Annotated in this window: 1 protein-coding gene; it reads left to right on the top strand. The window is 65.7% G+C overall.

The window, feature by feature from the left end; all coding sequences use genetic code 11:
• A partial coding sequence (locus tag XM53_RS22320; protein ID WP_144435664.1) for an AMP-binding protein occupies window positions 1-434 on the top strand: 434 nt, incomplete at both ends.

Below are 434 nucleotides of genomic sequence, written 5' to 3'. Positions count from 1 at the left end.
GTCAAGCGCACCGGCGACCAGATCGCCTGGCGCGACGGGCTGGATTTCTGGCTGCACGAAGAGGCCGAGAAGGTCGACGACACCTGCGAGCCCGCCGAGATGAACGCCGAGGATCCGCTCTTCATCCTCTACACATCCGGCTCCACCGGCCAGCCCAAGGGCGTCGTGCACACCACCGGCGGCTATCTGGTTTACGCCGCCATGACGCACGAGATCACCTTCGATTACCACGATGGCGACGTCTACTGGTGCACCGCCGATGTGGGCTGGGTCACCGGCCACAGCTACATCGTCTACGGGCCCCTGGCCAACGGCGCCACCACCCTGATGTTCGAGGGCGTGCCGACCTACCCCGACGCCAGCCGCTTCTGGCAGGTCTGCGAAAAGCACAAGGTGAACCAGTTCTACACCGCCCCCACCGCCATCCGCGCCCT

Source organism: Roseovarius atlanticus, assembly GCF_001441615.1.
Lineage (GTDB): Bacteria > Pseudomonadota > Alphaproteobacteria > Rhodobacterales > Rhodobacteraceae > Roseovarius > Roseovarius atlanticus.
The sequence above is the reverse complement of the archived record's forward strand: the minus strand, read 5'-3'. Positions and strand labels throughout refer to the sequence as shown.